Here is a 16,372-nt window from a genome sequence, read left to right as displayed (position 1 = left end):
TAGAGTGTTGACTTACTCATCAGTCCGGGTGAGATCACCCGGATTTTTTTATTTACAGGAAGCCTACATCCTCAGTAAAAGAGATTTTCATAAGGCTATCCAAGGCCTTTTCCACGGGCAGGTCTTCAAAAAGGACCTTATATAGCATACGCGTAATTGGTGCTCCTACATCATAATAATCGGCTAGCTGTTTCACAATTTTAGTGGTATTGACACCTTCGGCCAGTTCTTCCATGGTCTGCATAATCTCACTTAGGGTTTCGCCTTGGGCTAAGCGATAACCCACTGTGAAGTTACGACTATGTTTGCTAAAACAGGTTGCCACCAGGTCACCGACTCCTGCTAAACCAATAAATGCTTCTACATTTCCGCCTAACGCCTTGCCCAGATAAATCATTTCAACCATACCCCGGCTGATCAGTAATGCTCTTGAGTTTTCACCTAAGCCCAGTCCGCTTAATGCTCCGGAGGCAATGGCAATGACATTTTTCAGGATGCCACATAGCTCAATACCGATCAGGTCGTTGTTACCATATACCTGAAAGCGGGGGTTGCGCAGAAGCTGCTGACCAATCTGTATCACTTCATCAAAGTGACTGGCCACGACAGTAGCTCCCGGCTGACCTTCAGCCAGTTCTTTAGCCAAGTTCGGTCCAGCCAGACAACCTACCCTCACCACCACACTTTCTTCCTGAATGACCTCACTCATTGTCCTTACACTTTCCCTACTCAAAGGTTTGGGCGCCTTATGGTCTACATCCAGCCCCTTAGTACCATGAATGAGTATATGATAAGGTTTCAAAAAAGGCGATAAGTCGCTGATAGAATCTCTGAATCCTGAGGAAGACACAATAGGAAAAATGACCTGACATTCTTTTGCTAACTGTTCAAGATCATTTGTGGGGTGTATATTCTGATGAAGCAAATAGCTTCCGCTTCTTTTCATAGTACGCATTTCATCCACTACTTCATTTCTCCGGGCATACAGCAGTACGGGAGCATTTTCTGCCAGAATATTGGCGATTACTGTTCCAAAGCTACCTGCTCCCACTACGCCTACATATTGCTTACTCATTCTTCAATAAATTGCTTTCTGGAATGTGGCTGTGTAAAGAACTGCTCTAGCCCATAGCCTTCCATGCGGTTGTGATAATAAAAAAGTGTATTCAGGTCATTGGTAATGATGTTCCCTTCTTTGTTTTTGAGCAATGGCCTTCGCGAATGATACAAACCTACATTGTCAATGCCATGCGCTATGACAAGATCAACTTCCTGCTTTAGATGGGGAGCTATATCCACTTTGCCTGCTTTATGGAGCCGAAATATTTCCTCTCTGAGCTTACCAAATGTCTGCTTATATTCTTTATACTCAATTACCTGCTCTTCTTCAGGAATTCGTAATAAGTTATACAGGTCCAGGTAAGGATATTTTTGTTTGATCATTTGAAAAGCCGTAAAGGCAACCAGGTGGCTGGAAAATACTCGATTGTTGATATGATAAGATTTTAAAATGGCTTCGCCCAGCATTCGTGTATATTCATTTTCTCTCTGTATGTCACGCGTGATCTTTCCACCACTGCAAAAATACTCACGCATGCTGATTTTTCTGCCATGTTTATCCAGGCTCCGACCTTCTTCATCAACCAGATTCCCCATTAGGTCCATAGGCTTGCCAAAGCTAACCGAAATATCTGAGCCTTCAGTAAAAAATTGGAAAAGGAATTTAATGATTTTGGAAGAAGTAGAATACTCATCTGTTTCCACATAGTATCTTTCTTGTCCTTCTATCTTTAAATGATCACGGATAAGACTGGGAGCTTCCAGCACGAAATGATAATTAAGGACTACCGGTACAATGAATATTTTTTCAGCCTCTTCTCCCTTCTTTTCACTCTGCTCGTAGTTGAGTCGCTGAGCTTCCATGGCTGTACCCAGTAAACCGAGCTTGAGTTTATCTTCTACCTTACCAGAACGTGAGCGTGTGCCTCCCGGAAAAAAAAGGCTGTGACAGCCCCACCGTATGGCTTGACGAGAGTAAGCTTTGAGGGTCTCAACATAAATCTTATTCTTCTTTCTGCGATCTACTTTATAAGCTCCCAGGCTGTTCATAAAGTAAGCGAAAATCTTGATATTGAATAAATTGAGACCTGCGCCATAAATAAAGGGAGGGAGCCCTAACTCATGAATAACCCAGCCAATCAGAATAGAATCCAGGTTACTAAAGTGAGTAGGCACCATGATGATCGTTCCTTTCTGCGCAAGTTCTCTGAGCAACTCTACTTCTCCTACAATATTGATTTTATCTCTGAGGGAATATTGGGTGCTGTAAAATGAACGAAAGCCCTTCACGCGGGAGGCATTTAATAAACGGGCAAAACCGAAAGTAACAATATTACGGGCTAGCCGGTAAGATGAAGGCTTAAAGGTACTGGAGATCTCATGGGCATAACGGGAGACAATATCTCTAAGGATTTCTTTAGCCTGCTCAATCTGTTTTTTATGTAAGCTGTTCCCATTGGTGTGTTGTACCGAAATACCGACCAGCTTATTTTTAATTTTTTTCCAAAAAGTCTCCTCATCCTGCGGGTCAACTGCCCAGGGGTTTTGTCGTATGCGTAAACGTTCTCGGTATAGTGTAGTTTCCAGTTCATCTACCAGCTCTTCCAGCTTGGGCGCTTCTTCTGCCAAACGCTCCATACTGCTTTGAATAACCTCTTCAACAAACTTATCCTGCTGGCGACTTAATTGTACTACCGGCCAGTGCTTGCGGGTAGGCAGGATAGGCTCATATCCACTGATCGTTCTTTTACTTCTGGAAAATAATCTCATCATGTAGCGAAAGATAAAAAAATTAAGCGCTAGAAATCTTTACTTAATATAAGAAAATGCCATTAATCCTCACGGTATAGCTATGAATCTTAGCTCGTGTCATCTTATTCATACATATTGATATCAAAACACTTGGGCTAAGACGGGGTTTTAATAGAAATAGTATTTCTTTTTTGACTTAGACAGTCAGATTTTCAATTTTTTAAACCTAAAGATTATGTCTTCCCCTCTTAATGTAGCACAAAAACTGATTGATTCTCATCTGGTAGAAGGCGAAATGAAGCCGGGAAAAGAGATAGGTATTAAAATAGACCAGACCTTAACTCAGGATGCAACCGGTACATTGGTAATGCTGGAACTGGAATCTATGGGTGTAGATCGTGCCCAGACTGATGTATCCGTTCAATATGTAGACCACAATCTCCTGCAGACTGATTTTAAGAATGCCGATGATCATGTATTCCTAAAATCTGCCGCCTCCAAATTTGGTATATGGTATAGCAGGCCGGGCAATGGAGTGAGCCATCCGGTACATATGGAGCGCTTTGGCGTGCCTGGCAAAACGATGGTAGGTTCAGACAGCCACACGCCTGCCGGCGGGGCTTTGGGTATGTTAGCTCTTGGAGCTGGAGGCCTGGATGTAGCCTTTTCCATCGCTGGAGAACCTCTTTATTTTAAGATGCCCACAGTTTTAGGGGTTAAATTAACCGGAAAGCTACCTGACTGGGTAAGTGCTAAAGACGTGGTATTAGAGATGCTCCGCCGTTATGATGTAAAAGGTTGCAGAGGAATGATCGTAGAATACTATGGTCCAGGCTTGGATTCTTTGAGAGCTATGGATCGGCATGTGATTGCCAATATGGGTACGGAACTAGGAGCCACCACCACTGTCTTTCCCTCGGATGAAGAAGTGAAGAGCTTCCTGAAATCTCAGGGACGAGAAGATGTATGGACCGAGTTAAAGCCTGATGAGGGAGCGAAATATGATGAGCATGAAGAGATTGTACTGGATGATCTGGTTCCGCTGATTGCCTGTCCTAGCAGTCCTGGTAATGTGGTAGAAGTGAGAGAGGTAGAGGGGAAACCGGTGCACCAGGTGGTGATAGGATCATCGGCCAATCCTGGCTTCCGTGATTTCTGGGTGGTTAGCGAAATGGTCAAGGGCAAGACTACACATGCAGATGTTTCTTTTGACGTAAACCCTACCTCTCGTCAGATGATTGAAAATCTTTCTGCCAATGATGCTTTCAAAAACCTTATACATGCCGGAGCACGCTTTCATCAGGCCGGGTGTATGGGTTGTATTGGCATGGGGCAGGCTCCGGCTACCGGAAAAATCAGCTTACGGACAATGCCCCGTAATTTTCCCGGACGTTCTGGCACCTTAGATGATCAGGTATATCTCTGTAGCCCTGAAACTGCTGCGGCTGCGGCCCTGACCGGAAAAATCACTGACCCTCGTGATCTGGAGAAAATCTACGATATGAAATATCCGAAATATGTGCCTGCCGAAAAAGAAATTATCAACACTGATTTGCTGGTGGAGCCGACTGAAAATGGCCATGTGGTAGAGCTGGAAAAAGGGCCTAACGTTAAATCCCTGCCAGACTTTGAGGAATTGCAAAATGAGTATAAAGTCCCTGTGCTGCTTAAAATGGAGGATAATATTAGTACGGATGAAATCCTACGAGCAGGTGCGGAGGTGTTACCCTTCCGTAGTAACATTCCTGAGATCAGTAAATGGTCATTCTCTATCATAGATGACTCTTTCTATGACAGGGCTAAGGAAGCACAAAAAGAACATGGTGGACATATAGTGGTGGCAGGAGAAAACTATGCCCAGGGCTCCAGCCGCGAGCATGCTGCCTTAGCACCTCGTTATCTGGGACAGGTAGCTGCTATTGCTAAAAGCTATGCCCGTATCGGCTGGCAAAATCTGGTCAATTTTGGTATTGTACCCTTAGAGTTTGTCAATGAGAAAGATTATGATAAAATCGAGCAGGGGGATGTACTGAAATTAAAAGGATTGAGAGATGCTCTGGAATCCGGTGAGCACGTCAAGTTAATCAATGAGACTAAAGAGGAAGAAATAGAACTAACTTATCAGCTCAGTGACAGGCAGGTGAAGGTGATTTTGGCCGGAGGCGTAATCAACTACTTCCGTATGAAAAATGTAGAGCAGGAAGCCTAGGCAACTGATCTTTTATTTACAAGCTTCGCTATTTAAGTAATGGCGAAGCTTTTTTATTTTAAGATATACAAACCCTGTTGTTTTTCAATATCATTCGTAGTTTAGTTTGTTTCCTTAAATCTCCAGATAATGTCGCGTTCCTCTGCTCATATCTCCCGACGAACTTTCATAAAAGTCACCACTACCGCAGGTATGAGTGTACTGGCATGGCCGCGTTTCAATCGTGAAATCAATGCTATACTCCTTGCTGCAGGAAACACAGATGACGAAAAAGAGCGTTACCGCTTATTACAATCTTTAGAGGATCATCCTCAGGCTACTGCTGAGTTGCGGAATGACCTGAAAAAAATACTGCCTATAGCAGTACGTTGGGCAGAAGGCAGAGGGCAGGCCCTGCATGAAGCAGGAGAAGAAAGCTCTTACTTGTTTGATTTCTTCAACAAGCCTATCCGAGAAGGCATGTTTCCTGATCCTATCCCACAAGAAGCGCCTCTTTTTCCGTTCTGGTGCCTGTATAGAGGTCGCCTATTGGTTTGGGTTACCATACAGCATGGAAGCCTTTTGCATGTGGAGGAGCGAAGAGAAGCCAATTATGAGGAAGCGCAGCGCTTACTGGAAATAGCATCCCAGGCTTTTCCTCAGAACAAAATTATTGAGATGTACCTGGGAAAGCCTATGCCCTGGAACGCTAGCTTTTCTCCTGATCCTAAAGCTCCTGAGTGGGCCAGTCTGCAACGGGAATGTCTGGAGAAACTCACTGATATTATACATTGGTGGATAGACAATCGCCAGCTCCCCGACGGTCAGTATGGAGGAGGATGGGGAGATGATGTGGAAATGTGGCGATGGTGGACTCCCGTTCTGGTAGGTTTTGAAGATGAAAAGATCATTGCTGCGCAGCAGAAACTATCCAACGGACTATTTGATCTATCCAGGATGGAAGGAGGCTATACTAACCGTGTGGATGATGTGGAACACACTGCTGAAGATTCAGCGGATACCATCACTGCCATGATGCACATCAATCCGGATGATCCTGTATGGAAAACAAGAGCAGTAAGATTAGCAGAACTGATGCAGGAGAAGTGGACGGGTATTAATGAAAGGGGACAGCTCCAGTTTAAGAGTACTTATTTTTCAGCGAATGAAGTAGATTCTTCTGCCAGGCGAGCCTGTGATACAGTCTATCATCCTCGGGCGGTGCAACCTGCCTTGTTGTATTGGCAAAGAAGTGGCGACAAAAAATTAGGTAAGCTGTTTTCAGCCTGGATGCATACCTGGGTAGAGGCCAGTATGCGTGAAGAGCGAGGTAAACCTTCAGGCATCATTCCTTCAGCTATTCATTGGCCGGAAGGCTTTGTGGGAGGTGTTGGCAAAAACTGGTGGAAACCGGAAAATTATACAGATAACCCTCTGTATGTATGGCCCAGCAGTATGAGCATGATGTGCAATACCATGCTGCTGACTTATTATATGAGCAGAGAGGCTAAGTATCTTGCGCCTATCAAAGCTATGGCATCCTTGTATATGGAGAATGGTAATGCTGAATTATCAGAGAGCCCGGCAGGTTCACTGGCTTGGTGCACGAGCCAGATGAATAAGTTCTTGCCCGAAACGCTGGCAAAGTACAGCCAGCTCACCCATGATCCACAGTTTGAGGCCCTGCTAAAACAAGAGGGCAATGGTTATGTAAAATACAGAGTTACTGGAGAAGCTAATCCGCTGCTTCATGAGTTGAAAAAGAATACCGAGGCATTTCGCTGGAACTATCCTGCCTATACTTCAGAAGTACGCTGGACAGATAGGATACTTAATTTTTCCACCAATTACCTTCATTACACTTCAGCCCGGCACATTCCCCGCTTTGACGCCGATTTTATGTACAGTATGCTCACCGGCGACATGGGGGGCGCTCTTTATTTTCCTATGAATGTAGTCCGCTGGCTTACAAATCCCAGATCATTGGCTGCTTTGGTGGAAGGTTGGCATGAATCTTCACTTACTGCCAGTCTCTATCATTTCGGAAGTTCAGAACGTCATATGAAGGTCCGTATCTTTCTTCTCAAAGAAGGCAACTATCGCTTTGTTTTATCTAATGATGAGAGTGAAGTCATAGAAGAAAAGGTAATCAAAAGAAATAGCAGAAGTACCGATATCTCCTTTGGATTACCTCCTTCAACATTATGCAAACTCAAGCTAGAAATCATATAGAAGCCTAGCTCCCTTTATTAATGGCAAATTATCTTTCGGAAGAAAGTGTCATTTTTCTTAGTTCTGTCCGGATGTGATTCCAGGTATCATTATAAGATGTAGCATAAGAAACGGTGTGATGAATTCCTTTTGGCATTGCATCAATTGTCACTAAATTAAAATTGTTTCTCTTCGACTTTCTGAATAGGTAAATCATAGCTCGTGTTCGTTTTATGTAAAAACCTTACACGAATATAATAGAAAAATTAATTTAAATAAATATTTGTATATTTTTTTTAACTATTTAAATATTGATCACTAAATAATTTAATTAGTAATACTTAAAAAAATAATAGGTAGTTACGCAAAATAAAAAGCCTCATAAGAGGCCAAAGGTATACATAACATGAAAAAACTTACACGACTATTTCAGAGGAGGCTTTTCCATAGCATCATACAGCACTTGTTGGATGTTAGTGCGGGTATTCAGCTGATAAAGACGGGTATTTTCGCGGGTGGGGTGCACGCGATTAGACATAAAGACATATAGCAGGTTCGATTCAGGGTCAGCCCAGGTGAAAGTGCCGGTAAAGCCTGAGTGGCCAAAGCTGGATGGGCTGGCATCTTCTGCTACATTATTATTTTCTCCTTTGTATTCCAGGTTGGGCTTGTCAAAGCCTAAGCCTCTTCGGTTATCATTTTCGGGAAATTGATAGCGGGTAAATTCTTCAAGAGTTGCTTCGCTGATATAGCGCTTACCACCGTACTCCCCTTTATCCATATACATCTGCATCAGCTTAGCCAGGTCATTGGCATTAGAGAAAAGGCCCGCATTCGCAGATACGCCCCCCATCATTATGGCTCCCTCATCGTGCACACTGCCGTGTATGGCTTCATGACGAAAAAGAAAATCGTGCTCAGTGGGTACTATGCTTTTCTTTGGAAATTCCTCCATAGGATTATAAGTCAAGGTAGTAGCGCCCAGCGGCTCATAAAAATTTTCGTTGATATAAGTGAGGTAATCTTCACCGCTTAGCGCTTCTACCATGGTAGGAAGCAGGTAAAATAAAAGTCCTGAGTACAGGTATTCTTTCTTTTCTTCCAGCGGAGATTTTTTAATGGCTTTGAAGATTTTCTTTTTATAGTTACGATGCAACCATAGGTTGTCCGTCACCTTGACTGGAAATCGACGGGAAGAATCTTCCTTAAAAGTGAACCATTTATAGCTGTCATTATTACGCAGAGTATTTTGCCAGTAAGGGATCCAGGGCTTGAAGCGAGCCTGATGAGCCAGAATATCCCGGAATGGAACATCGGCCTTGTTAGAACCTTTAAAGTAAGGTAAGTAGTCATCTATGCTAGCATCTATATCAAATTTGCCTTCATCATGCAGTTTCATAATGGCGGGCAGGGCAGAAGATATTTTGGAAATGGATGCCAGGTCATACAGGTCGGTTTTCTCCACTTTAATGGTATCAAAGTAGGAGTGTAACCCATAAGCTTTGTAGAAAACCACTTTCTTATCTTTTGCCACCAGCACCTGTCCTCCGGGGATGGCTTTGGCATCAATCGCTTCCCACATTAAGGAATCTATACCGGCACGTAAAACCTCCGAGTTCAAGCCTGCATCTTCGGGCAGCGTATAATTAAAACGAATGTTACCACTAACCTCTATTCCTGCTCCTAACTTAAATTTGTCACTCACACTGACCGGCAGGCGACCACTGGCACTTACTCCGCCGAAAATCAACTGGGCAGCCAGTTCCTGCGCATTGGTATTGTCCTGATAAGTCATGATGAGGCCATCCGCCTGCTCAATGTTATTGAGTTTAGATAGCACATAAGGGTTTTTAAATACAGAGACAATAGCATTATCCATCTTAGCCACATCACTGATCAGCTGCATGACAGGAGCAGAAAATTTGATGCTGTTCCTTGGGTATTTAGAATCATCATGGACTCCGGCAATAATGAGGTCGTAATTCTTCAAACTGGCTTTTACTTCATTTACCTGCTGGCTGCTGGCTTTATCATCCAGTATGAAGCTGCGCACCTTGGTGTAGTTATTCAGCATCTTCTGAAAAGGAGTGACACGACCAGTACCAAGAGATATAGAAGCAATTTTTAAAGTATCCAGACGACGAATGGGCATGAGCTCATTTTCATTACTTAGCACGGTGAGTGCTGCTTCCATCAACTTACGGTTGAGCAGTTTGCTGGTGGGTGTATTCATTTCGGTAGCAATATTCTCAACTACTACCGGCTCATAATTATCCAAACCTACCCACTGTTTGACCGCCAGCATTTTACGGCAGCGAAGGTCAATTTCTTCCTGAGAAATCAGTCCCTGATCAATGGCCTTTTTGATCTCAGCAATGGCTTTAGGCACATTTTCGGTGAACTCTAGCACATCATTTCCAGCCAGGATAGCGTCTTTATCAACTACGCCCTGCTCATTTCCGGCAGTTACGCCTTTCATGTTCATGGCATCAGTCACGATCAGTCCTTCAAAGCCAAGTTCCTCTTTGAGTAAGTTGGTGACGATAGGTTTAGAAAGTGTGGAAGGCAACCCCGGCGTAGGATCAAGCGAAGGAATATTCAGGTGAGCGACCATAATACCTCCTACACCGCTTTCAATGATTTTGCGAAAAGGATAAAGTTCCAGCGAATCAAGTCTTTCACGGTTGTGGTTAATCTGGGGTAGAGCATAATGAGAGTCGGTATCGGTATCGCCATGGCCGGGAAAGTGCTTGGCAGTGGTCAGAATATGTTCATCCTGCATTCCCTTCATATAGGCAATTCCTTTGTCAGCCACATTATACTTATCTTCCCCGAATGAGCGGAAGTTAATGACCGGATTTTGAGGGTTGTTGTTGACATCCACTACCGGAGCGAAATTCACATGCATACCGCTGCGCTTAAACTGACGGGCGATGTCCTTGCCCATTTGATAGAGCATGTTATCATCCTGAATGGCTCCCAATGTCATCTGGAAAGGGTAGTTAATGGTGCTGTCCAGACGCATACCGATGCCCCACTCTGCATCCATAGCAATGAGTAAAGGTACATCAGAAGCGGCCTGTAAGTTATTAATCATACGAGCCTGTCTTCCCGGTCCGCCCTGGAAGAAGATAAAGCCGCCAATCTTCTGTTCTCTCACCAGCGTTTGTAACTCCTGCATGTGGGCAGCATCGCGATTAGAATAAGCAGCAGCTACGATTAACTGGGCGATACGTTCTTCCTGAGAAAGGGAGTTAAATACAGAGTCTACCCAGGGGCTGTGGGTATATTGTAAGAATGGAGGTGTGGATTGCGGAGCTTTCTGTGCCTGTACCGAAGCCATGGCAGCGAGAGTAGCTAGACATCCAAATAGTAAAAATCTTTTCAAATTCATGCGCTATAAAATCAGGGTTCTTGTGGCTAATAAAATTTTCCGCTAAAATAACGAATAAAAGATGGCTTTATTAAAAAAAGCTTAGTAGAAGCCCATACTGTTCATCTGGAAAAACTCAGAGAATATACTTCATGCTTAAGCTCGCTTATTTACTCCTGTTTGGCTTTTGTACATGTGCTCCAGTTCACCTCTCAAAGAGTTTTTAGAGAAGACCAATCCCGGCTTGCAACATATATTCCAGCGTGTCATGCCTGCCAAGCAAAGCTGATAAGTAGCTGAGCATAAACAATAAGGTGTTTTTTTGCTGTAAAAGGGCGAGGTGCAGAGTTTTAGGTTCGGAATAAAATAGCCCCCAGAATGGCGATTCCCGGAATGGCGATTCCCGGAATGGTAATTCCCGGAATGGTAATTCCCGGCGTGGGTTGCTGGTGCTTAAACATGGTGAAAAGGGCTATTTTGTAACCCTCATAAGTAGGAAATGCCATGAGATTTCTTGTGCTGACGCGGTCTCATTTGCCTTATCAGCATTGTCCAGTGTATACCTTTGGGCAATCAGCGTCCCCTTAGTAATAATATTAAAGCCATCTGCCGGATGAAGAATGTTTGACCATTGCTGCCCCTGCTTGTTCCTGACCAAAGGACTAGCGTTATTGAGGCTTACGACTACATCCTCTTCAAAATCTGCATAAAAAATATTACTACAGCTACAGGCTAAAAAGATAAATAGTGCCAGACTTGGGATGAACTTGAAAGATTTCATGTGATCAGATTTACCTATTGGTAAAAATGATGCGAAAAAAGTAACCTGCTACACCAGTGCTTTGTTAAAAAAATGTCTACACCCTTTCTACCCCAAGGCCGGGCTTGTCGGTAACCGACATCACACCATCCTTTAGCACAAAACCACCTTTGACTACATCACGGGCCAGGTCAAAGCTGCCATCCAGGTCAATGTACTTGGTATTGGCAGAAGAAAAAGCAGCATGCAGGGCCGCCGAGATACTGATGATGCTTTCGTCATTGCAGCCCCACATCAGGTCTATATCAGCTCCACCAGCGATGGCAGCGATCTCTTTGGCACAACTGATTCCTCCACATTTCATCAGCTTGATGTTGAAAATCCCTCCGGCAGTAGGCTTGGAGGCCAGTTGCAACGCATCATGTGAGTTCTTGACGGTTTCATCCAAGGCAACCATTTGTTTTACCGCAGAAGGGAGCTTCTTGTATTCTTCTATGGCATCAGCGGGCAGCGGCTGTTCTATCAATTCCAAGTCCATAGAAAGCGTTTTGTAGTAAAAGTCTTCCAGCTGCATTTTGGTATAACCCTGGTTGGCATCTACCCGAAGCACAATATCTTTTTTGAAATGCTCCTTCAGCTTTTGCAGGCGGGCAATGTCTTCCTCCAGAGAGACACCGGTTTTAACCTTGATATGTGTAAAGCCTCTGCCTACATACTCCTTGGCTTCTGCCAAAGTTTCTTCAACGCCTTTGATGCCAATGGTAATGGAGGTAGGTAGGGAAGTATGTTTCTGCCCCAAATATTTTACCAGTGGAATATCCAGATATTTGGTAAATAAGTCATGAAGGGCAATATCCAAGGTGGCCTGCACACCGGGATATTTCGGAAAATGCTGATTGACTTCATAGCAGAGTTGTTGCATTTCGCGTACATCGCGCCCGACGAGCCAGTCGAAGTCATGTTCTTCCAGCAGATTCACGGTGTCATTCACATCTTCTCCTACCACATATTTGCTGGGGTTGGCCGCACCCAGACCACTCATGCCATTTTCTAGTACAATCTCTACAATACAATTGTCTACCGAATCAACTGACTTATAAGAAATGCTGTAGGGACGAGTCAGCTCGAGATTCTCTTTGCTTATTTTGATGTCTTTAATCTTCATAGCTTTCAGTTATTTTCTGGATGAGAGGAACTGTGGCTTCCAATCCTTCCTGTAAAGGAATGATCACAGGTATGCCAAACTGTTCCTCGTATTGCTGTTTGTATTGCCTGGCTTGTTCCGGCGTCAGGTTTTGTTCGTTGATGGTAATGGCAAAAACCTTAGAACCGTACATTTCTATCAGTTGGATTTCTTTTTCTATCGCAGGTATCTCCAGTTGTTCATCATCAAAATGGTGAAAATACTTTCTACCGGGGGCATGCTGTAATATCACCTGCTTGGCTTCTCCTGACAATAAAAATTCTGAGCCACCCGGGCCACTGGGATTGCAGAGCGAGCTTTGACCTTCCAGCAAAATTACATCAGGCTTTACCGCCTCCCAGCAGCGGACGATGGCATCTTCCAACTCGCCAGAGATAAAGTCATTAAAAGTAGAATCGAAGATAAATCCAAACTGGCTGCCCTGCATCCAGCCGGTTTGTCCGGTATATATCATTTCTGACTTAATCCCGGCCTGCTGTAAAGCATGCATCAGCATACGGGTGGTAGTACGCTTACCCAGATTGCAGTCTGTGCCTAGTATAGCGATTTTGGGGCATTTGACATTTTTGACACGTCCGGTCCAGAACTTCAGCTCATGGCGGGGTTTGGGTTTGCGAATATCAGTGATCGTGACCTTATGCTTTTCTGCCATGGTAATCATCTCCGGAATATCGCTCATAAACTCATGCAGCCCGCTGATGATAGACATCCCGGCACGAATCGCTTCTTTGACCGTGTCCAGCATTCCTTCAGGAATGAGTCCCCCCTTTCCGGCTACACCCACCCAGACAGAACTGTGCTTCTTCGGCAGAAGTATTCAGGAAGGTCTGGAGGTTTTCAAAAACGGGTATGCCGCGGCCTTTGCCATCTACTACTTCTCCGGCGTCTTTACCGGCATGCAGATGGTCAACCACCGCCAGAATTTTATATTTAGAGGTATCTCTGATCAGTCCGTGAGCTGTTTTTGCACGGGGAGTATCCAGGTAACCCTGGGTAATGATGATTGCGTTTCCTTCCATAAATGCTTGAGTAGTGTATGAGAAGCATAGATAATAAAATATGCTTAAAATTCAGATGTGAGGAAATGTTTATTTTGTGCTTTGGTGCACTTTAGTAGCTTTGAGACTTTAATCTTATGCAGTAGCAAAATGAGAATACTTAACTATCATTTGGGAATAGGGTTTTGTATGAGCATACTCACCGCCTGCCAGCCATCCACAAAGGAGGAATCTGGTAATCAGAAGCCGGATAGTCTGGAGGCCCGGGCAGAAACGATGATAAAAACAGATACTACAGAGAGTATGGAAAAAGCATCTTTAAACAGTTTAGAAGAGAGCTTAATAGCACAGGGCCTGGTTAAGGTCAAGGAAGTAGATTCCAGCATCGTAGTATTTCTGCGTTATAGCACTACCAATAATTTTGTGGGCGTGGATGTGTATGGAGATTTTGACGAAGCCTATATGCAGCCCGAACCTGCAAAAATGTTGGCACAGGCAAATCAGTACCTTAAAGAAACTAACCCTGACTATAATTTATACATTTATGATGCGGTACGCCCACGTTCCGTACAGCAAATCTTATGGGATACATTGGACAGGCCGATAGAAGATAAACATAAATATGTCGCCAACCCTCAGGAAGGCTCTATCCACAATTACGGAGCAGCAGTAGACCTGACCATTGCCGATGCTGATGGCCAGCCCATTGATATGGGAACTGACTTCGACTATTTTGGCGTGAAAGCCTACCCTATACATGAAGAAGAAATGTTAGAAAAAGGTGAGCTTAGCAAAGCACAGGTAGCTAATCGCCGACTGCTACGCGAGGTGATGACCCGGGCCGGTTTCTCCACCATCACCAGCGAATGGTGGCATTTCAATGCTATGTCCAGGGCAGAAGCAGATCAGCGTTATGGCATTGTGGAATAAACTTATGTATGGCTCGTTAATAAGTTATGTTCAGATGCGGTATCATAGGGCTGTCGCTGTTTTCTTCCTTATCCTGTCTGGCTCAGATCAGCGTTGATACATCCTATACAGCAGAAAGCCTGGTGCGTCAAGTATTTGTAGGAGGAAAAACAGTGCTGCGCACGATCAGCTATCGTGGTTCTTATCAGTCCATCGGGCTTCTCGAAACCGAATATCCGGGCTTTCCTTTGGAAAAAGGGATTATCCTTTCTACCGGAAAAGCAAAGAATACTATTGGTCCTAATAGCTCTCCAAATCGGAGTACTGCATTTTATAAAGAGGGGGATGAGCACCTGGATAAGCTTAGCGGCAGAACAACCTATGACGCTACGGTACTGGAGTTTACATTTCTACCAGAGCACAATACCATCGCCTTTGACTATATCTTTGCTTCCGATGAATACCCTGAATATGTAGGGAAAGGCTTTAATGATGTATTTGCCTTCATCCTTACCGATATCAGTACACAGAAGGAACAAAATTTAGCCATTGTTCCCAACACCCAATTGCCGGTACATATAGATAATATCAATGCCCGGCGCAATGCTGAGTGGTTTATTGACAATACAGATCGCAGAACCGCGCCCTGGCATGACATACTGGAATATGATGGTATGACAAAACTATTAACTGCCCAGGCCAGGGTAGTGCCCGGCCGCTATTATCGCATCAAATTAGCCATAGCTGATGTAGATGATGCCATGCTGGACTCCAGCGTCATGCTGAAAGAAAAGTCATTCCGCAGCTTTGATCAACCTCTTCAGGCAGAAGCAGATTTAAAAGATAGTACTTCTGCCATACCCCACAGTATTATCCTTTTTGACTGGGACAGCAGTGAGCTCACAGAAGAGGCACGAAGACAATTGCAGACATTTGCAAAACAAGTATTGACGTACTCTCCCCGGGCCATCCGGGTAATTGGTCATACCGATGCGCTAGGCACAAGCAATTACAACGAAAAGCTGGCCAGAAAGAGAGTACAGGCAGTCGTAAATTATCTGGCAAGCTTGGGATTAAGGGGAAAAGTAAGTTTGTATCGACAGAGTAAAGGTGAAGATGAACCCGTTGCTTCCAATACTGAAGAATCGGGTCGCTCTCAAAATCGCCGTGTAGAGGTATGGGTGGAAAATTGAAGAAAATATATGGTAAATACTCTGTATATGTATTTTTATGAGTATATACACTTATTTATTTTTCTTTTATTTTGACTATTTTTTTGTGAATTTATAAGTAAAACCTTTGAATATTACCTATGGCAAAGGCTAGGGGAAATGTAATTTTTCTAATGACCTGTTTGAGTGAACTTTGGTGCATTATAAACCAAATTTATTCGATCTATGAAAAAGAATGTTTTATCTCTGATGCTGTTGTCAATGATGGTAGTGTCTCTCTTCTCCTGTAGCAAAGATGAAGAGGATTTTGATGTACAGGTAGGGATTATTGGTGAGTGGACACTGGAGTCTGCTGAAACTACCTTTGGTGGAAAAACTCTGCAGGAATATGTCGAGGAAACTGGAGCTAATGAAGAGGAACGCGAGTACCTGGAAGAAATTAACTTGAGTGGGTTCGAGCTTGCAGCCAGACTCAACTTTCAGGAGCAAGGATTATTGGTGATTCAGGAGAGTGGAAGTGATACAAACGGATCCTGGTCGGCAGAAAAGCAGACACTTACAGTTACTGAAGGTGATCATACTGTAGAATATAAAGTGAAATCTTTATCGGATACTAAAGCTGTGCTTTCTTATGAAGACCCCACTGGAGTGTATGGAAATTTTACTATTAAAACCATGCTTACATTAACAAAATAAAAAATAACATTTCAGAATGAAAGAATCCACGCCCGCAAAGGCGTGGTTTT

General features: G+C 43.8%; 12 protein-coding genes. 5 read left to right on the top strand and 7 right to left on the bottom strand.

Translation table 11 applies throughout. From position 1 onward, the window contains the following. Window positions 1-52: 52 nt before the first annotated feature. Both OKW21_RS25705 and OKW21_RS25700 read right to left on the bottom strand, forming a co-directional pair. On the bottom strand, window positions 53-1,075 hold the full coding sequence (locus OKW21_RS25705) for an NAD(P)H-dependent glycerol-3-phosphate dehydrogenase (RefSeq protein WP_277485219.1): 1,023 nt from the start codon (window positions 1,073-1,075) through the stop codon (window positions 53-55). Beyond that, the gene (locus OKW21_RS25700) at window positions 1,072-2,832 is read right to left on the bottom strand and encodes a 1-acyl-sn-glycerol-3-phosphate acyltransferase (protein ID WP_277485218.1); all 1,761 of its coding nucleotides are present in this window, start codon (window positions 2,830-2,832) and stop codon (window positions 1,072-1,074) included. The genes OKW21_RS25705 and OKW21_RS25700 overlap by 4 nt, the downstream gene beginning before the upstream one ends. Before the next feature lie 214 nt (window positions 2,833-3,046). On the opposite strand from OKW21_RS25700, the gene OKW21_RS25695 reads away from it, so the two are divergent. Next, on the top strand, window positions 3,047-5,020 hold the full coding sequence (locus tag OKW21_RS25695) for an aconitate hydratase (protein WP_277485216.1): 1,974 nt from the start codon (window positions 3,047-3,049) through the stop codon (window positions 5,018-5,020). Between the two features lie 129 nt (window positions 5,021-5,149). Then, a complete protein-coding gene (locus tag OKW21_RS25690; RefSeq protein ID WP_277485214.1) occupies window positions 5,150-7,231 on the top strand; it encodes a hypothetical protein in 2,082 nt (693 codons plus the stop codon). A 403-nt stretch (window positions 7,232-7,634) separates the two neighbouring features. Here OKW21_RS25690 and OKW21_RS25685 read toward each other — a convergent pair whose 3' ends face one another. The 5 genes from OKW21_RS25685 to OKW21_RS25665 all read right to left on the bottom strand — a co-directional run bounded on the left by OKW21_RS25685 (window position 7,635) and on the right by OKW21_RS25665 (window position 13,566). Further along, complete coding sequence (locus OKW21_RS25685) at window positions 7,635-10,604, bottom strand: serine hydrolase domain-containing protein (protein ID WP_277485213.1); 2,970 nt, start codon at window positions 10,602-10,604, stop codon at window positions 7,635-7,637. A gap of 451 nt (window positions 10,605-11,055) precedes the next feature. Further along, window positions 11,056-11,364 (bottom strand): hypothetical protein, encoded by a 309-nt coding sequence (locus OKW21_RS25680; protein ID WP_277485212.1) that lies wholly within the window; start codon window positions 11,362-11,364, stop codon window positions 11,056-11,058. A gap of 76 nt (window positions 11,365-11,440) precedes the next feature. After that, a complete protein-coding gene (locus tag OKW21_RS25675) occupies window positions 11,441-12,508 on the bottom strand; it encodes a mandelate racemase/muconate lactonizing enzyme family protein (RefSeq protein WP_277485210.1) in 1,068 nt (355 codons plus the stop codon). Beyond that, a complete protein-coding gene (locus OKW21_RS25670) occupies window positions 12,498-13,331 on the bottom strand; it encodes an N-acetyltransferase DgcN family protein (RefSeq protein WP_277485208.1) in 834 nt (277 codons plus the stop codon). The genes OKW21_RS25675 and OKW21_RS25670 overlap by 11 nt, the downstream gene beginning before the upstream one ends. Next, on the bottom strand, window positions 13,297-13,566 hold the full coding sequence (locus OKW21_RS25665; RefSeq protein ID WP_277485207.1) for an N-acetyltransferase DgcN family protein: 270 nt from the start codon (window positions 13,564-13,566) through the stop codon (window positions 13,297-13,299). Before OKW21_RS25665 ends, OKW21_RS25670 begins: the two co-directional genes overlap by 35 nt. Window positions 13,567-13,695: 129 nt before the next feature. Between OKW21_RS25665 and OKW21_RS25660 the strand changes: the two genes are divergently transcribed. The 3 genes from OKW21_RS25660 (at window position 13,696) to OKW21_RS25650 (ending at window position 16,322) form a co-directional block, all read left to right on the top strand. Then, window positions 13,696-14,475, top strand: coding sequence for a M15 family metallopeptidase (locus OKW21_RS25660; RefSeq protein ID WP_277485206.1), 780 nt, complete (start codon window positions 13,696-13,698; stop codon window positions 14,473-14,475). A 26-nt stretch (window positions 14,476-14,501) separates the two neighbouring features. After that, the gene (locus OKW21_RS25655) at window positions 14,502-15,647 is read left to right on the top strand and encodes an OmpA family protein (RefSeq protein ID WP_277485205.1); all 1,146 of its coding nucleotides are present in this window, start codon (window positions 14,502-14,504) and stop codon (window positions 15,645-15,647) included. 204 nt (window positions 15,648-15,851) lie between these two features. Then, entirely contained in the window at window positions 15,852-16,322 is a 471-nt protein-coding gene (locus tag OKW21_RS25650; RefSeq protein WP_277485203.1) for a hypothetical protein, read from the top strand. The last annotated feature ends 50 nt before the right edge of the window (window positions 16,323-16,372 follow it).

Origin of the sequence: Catalinimonas alkaloidigena (assembly GCF_029504655.1) — a bacterium.
GTDB classification, from domain to species: Bacteria; Bacteroidota; Bacteroidia; order Cytophagales; family Cyclobacteriaceae; genus Catalinimonas; species Catalinimonas alkaloidigena.
Note: the sequence above shows the minus strand (reverse complement) of the source record. Positions and strands in the feature narration are given on the sequence as shown.

What these genes read in the sequence shown, in the direction of transcription:
- OKW21_RS25700 (WP_277485218.1), bottom strand. Translation starts at nt 2,832, where the DNA reads ATGATGAGATTATTTTCCAGAAGTAAAAGAACGATCAGTGGATATGAG.
- OKW21_RS25650 (WP_277485203.1), top strand. Translation starts at nt 15,852, where the DNA reads ATGAAAAAGAATGTTTTATCTCTGATGCTGTTGTCAATGATGGTAGTG.
- OKW21_RS25675 (WP_277485210.1), bottom strand. Translation starts at nt 12,508, where the DNA reads ATGAAGATTAAAGACATCAAAATAAGCAAAGAGAATCTCGAGCTGACT.
- OKW21_RS25695 (WP_277485216.1), top strand. Translation starts at nt 3,047, where the DNA reads ATGTCTTCCCCTCTTAATGTAGCACAAAAACTGATTGATTCTCATCTG.
- OKW21_RS25705 (WP_277485219.1), bottom strand. Translation starts at nt 1,075, where the DNA reads ATGAGTAAGCAATATGTAGGCGTAGTGGGAGCAGGTAGCTTTGGAACA.
- OKW21_RS25685 (WP_277485213.1), bottom strand. Translation starts at nt 10,604, where the DNA reads ATGAATTTGAAAAGATTTTTACTATTTGGATGTCTAGCTACTCTCGCT.
- OKW21_RS25665 (WP_277485207.1), bottom strand. Translation starts at nt 13,566, where the DNA reads ATGGAAGGAAACGCAATCATCATTACCCAGGGTTACCTGGATACTCCC.
- OKW21_RS25660 (WP_277485206.1), top strand. Translation starts at nt 13,696, where the DNA reads ATGAGAATACTTAACTATCATTTGGGAATAGGGTTTTGTATGAGCATA.
- OKW21_RS25655 (WP_277485205.1), top strand. Translation starts at nt 14,502, where the DNA reads ATGTTCAGATGCGGTATCATAGGGCTGTCGCTGTTTTCTTCCTTATCC.
- OKW21_RS25690 (WP_277485214.1), top strand. Translation starts at nt 5,150, where the DNA reads ATGTCGCGTTCCTCTGCTCATATCTCCCGACGAACTTTCATAAAAGTC.
- OKW21_RS25680 (WP_277485212.1), bottom strand. Translation starts at nt 11,364, where the DNA reads ATGAAATCTTTCAAGTTCATCCCAAGTCTGGCACTATTTATCTTTTTA.